This window comes from Pseudomonas sp. P5_B2, from assembly GCF_056400445.1.
The window spans coordinates 1-2794 of sequence record NZ_JBFULH010000541.1 but is presented as its reverse complement, the minus strand read 5'-3'; the positions used below and the strand labels follow the sequence as shown (position 1 = coordinate 2794).

2 protein-coding genes are annotated in these 2794 nt (G+C 57.8%); both read right to left on the bottom strand.

Annotation, left to right across the window (positions count from 1 at the left end; genetic code table 11):
* Positions 1-128: 128 nt before the first annotated feature.
* A complete protein-coding gene (gene glmS, locus AC1DRJ_RS23645; RefSeq protein WP_477804283.1) occupies positions 129-1976 on the bottom strand; it encodes a glutamine--fructose-6-phosphate transaminase (isomerizing) in 1848 nt (615 codons plus the stop codon).
* A 1-nt stretch (position 1977) separates the two neighbouring features.
* Entirely contained in the window at positions 1978-2754 is a 777-nt protein-coding gene (locus tag AC1DRJ_RS23640) for a DeoR/GlpR family DNA-binding transcription regulator (RefSeq protein ID WP_477804282.1), read from the bottom strand.
* Positions 2755-2794: the final 40 nt, after the last annotated feature.

Sequence of the window (2794 nt, the reverse complement as noted above, 5' to 3'; positions counted from 1 at the left end):
CTTTCAGCGTTTTCTAGTTTGTGTATTACGGGGGTATTTCGCGGATTTTTTCGGGGATTTTTCTACAGTGTTTTGAGTGCATGGATAAAAAACGCAGGGGCACGGATCGTGCCCCTGCGTCTTTCGACTTATTCCACCGTCACCGACTTCGCCAGATTACGCGGCTGGTCAACGTCCGTACCTTTCAACACAGCAACGTAGTACGACAACAACTGCAGCGGGATGGTGTAGAGGATCGGAGACAGGATGTCGTGGATGTGCGGCATGTGCACAACGTGTGTGCCTTCACCATTGGTCATGCCGGCCTGCTCGTCTGCGAAGACAATCAATTGACCACCACGGGCGCGGACTTCCTGGAGGTTGGATTTGAGCTTCTCCAGCAGCTCGTTGTTCGGCGCCACGGTCACCACCGGCATGTCGTTATCCACAAGCGCCAACGGACCGTGTTTCAGCTCGCCAGCCGGGTAGGCTTCAGCGTGGATGTAGGAGATTTCCTTTAGCTTCAGCGCCCCTTCCATCGCTACCGGGAATTGCGCACCACGGCCGAGGAACAGCGTGTGGTTCTTCTCAGCGAACAGTTCGGCGATTTTCTCGACGGTGCTGTCCATGGCCAGGGCTTCGCCCAGGCGGGTTGGCAGACGACGCAGTTCTTCAACCAAAGTTGCTTCGACGCCTTTGACCAATGTGCCGCGAACCTGACCCAGGGACAGGGTCAGTAACAGCAGGCCCACCAGTTGAGTAGTGAAGGCTTTGGTCGACGCCACGCCAATTTCGCGACCGGCCTGGGTCAGTAGGGTGAGGTCGGACTCACGCACCAGCGAACTGATACCGACGTTGCAGATCGCCAGGCTGGCGAGGTAGCCCCCTTCTTCTCTTGAAAGCTCCTTGGCGTTGCGCAGTGCGGCCAGGGTGTCGGCGGTTTCACCGGACTGGGAGATGCTCACGAACAGGGTGTCTGGCTGCACCACGACTTTGCGGTAGCGGAATTCGCTGGCCACCTCGACCTGGCACGGGATGCCGGCCAGTTCTTCAAGCCAGTATCGGGCAACCATACCGGCGTGATAGCTGGTGCCGCAGGCAACGATCTGCACGTTGCGCACTTTGGCGAACAACTCGGCAGCCTGTGGACCGAATGCTTGTACCAGCACGCCGTTCGGGCTCAGACGACCTTCGAGGGTGCGCTGAACAACCGCCGGTTGCTCGTGGATTTCCTTGAGCATGAAGTGGCGGTACTCGCCCTTGTCCGCGGCCTCGGCACCGTCGCGATACTGCACGGTGTCGCGCTCGACGGCTTTGCCGTCAACGTCCCAGATATGCACGCTGTCACGGCGAATTTCAGCGATATCGCCTTCTTCCAGGTACATGAAACGGTCAGTGACCTGGCGCAGGGCCAACTGATCGGAAGCGAGGAAGTTTTCACCCAGGCCCAAACCAATCACCAACGGGCTACCACTGCGAGCAGCGACCAGACGATCCGGCTGATCGGCACTGATCACGGCCAGACCATAAGCGCCGTGCAACTCTTTAACGGTGGCCTTGAGGGCCACTGTCAGATCGCGCAGGTCCTTGAGTTTGTGATTCAGCAGGTGGGCAATGACTTCGGTGTCGGTGTCCGAGGTGAACACATAACCCAAGGCTTTGAGTTGCTCACGCAGGGCTTCGTGGTTTTCGATGATGCCGTTGTGCACCACGGCCAGATCGCCGGAGAAATGCGGGTGGGCATTGCGCTCGCAAGGTGCACCGTGTGTGGCCCAACGGGTGTGGGCGATGCCAAGGCGACCGACCAGTGGCTCGGCTTCAAGTGCCAGTTCCAACTCGCTGACCTTGCCCGGACGACGCATGCGTTCGAGCTTTGCATCGTTAGTGAAGACCGCCACACCGGCGCTGTCATAGCCTCGGTATTCCAGGCGCTTAAGGCCTTCGAGCAGGATGGCGGTGACGTTACGTTCTGCGACTGCGCCGACAATTCCACACATGCTATTTCTCCTGACTGACAGCCGCGCAAATCAAATTGATTCCGCGGGCCTGAATCTGATCGCGTGCTGCTAGCGAAAGGCGATCATCGGTAATAAGGGTATGGACACTGCTCCATGGCAGCTCCAGGTTGGGGATTTTGCGGCCGATCTTGTCGGCCTCCACCATCACGACGACTTCGCGGGCGACTTCTGCCATGACCCGGCTCAGCCCCAACAGTTCGTTGAAAGTGGTGGTACCGCGGACCAGATCGATGCCATCGGCCCCGATAAACAATTGGTCAAAGTCGTAAGAGCGCAAGACCTGCTCTGCAACCTGTCCCTGAAAGGACTCGGAATGCGGGTCCCAGGTACCGCCGGTCATCAACAGTACCGGCTCGTGTTCGAGCTCGCTCAACGCATTGGCAACATGCAGGGAATTGGTCATCACCACCAACCCTGGCTGTTGACCGAGTTCCGGAATCATCGCGGCGGTGGTGCTGCCGCTATCGATGATGATCCGCGCATGCTCCCGAATACGTGTGACGGCGGCGCGGGCAATGGCTTGTTTATATTTGGAGACGGGTTGGCCGATGTCAGCGACCAATTCCTGAGGCATGGTGATCGCTCCGCCGTAACGACGCAGCAGCAGGCCATTACTTTCCAGCGCTGCCAGATCCTTGCGAATCGTAACTTCCGAAGTTTCGAAACGTTTTGCAAGCTCATCCACACTGACTTCGCCCTGCTCATTGAGCAAGGTGAGGATATTGTGTCGGCGTTGGGGCGTATTGCGCTTCGACATTGGCTGCTAAATTTCGATTCGAAAGATAATGAAAGCAATC

What these genes read in the sequence shown, in the direction of transcription:
- glmS (WP_477804283.1), bottom strand. Translation starts at nt 1,976, where the DNA reads ATGTGTGGAATTGTCGGCGCAGTCGCAGAACGTAACGTCACCGCCATC.
- AC1DRJ_RS23640 (WP_477804282.1), bottom strand. Translation starts at nt 2,754, where the DNA reads ATGTCGAAGCGCAATACGCCCCAACGCCGACACAATATCCTCACCTTG.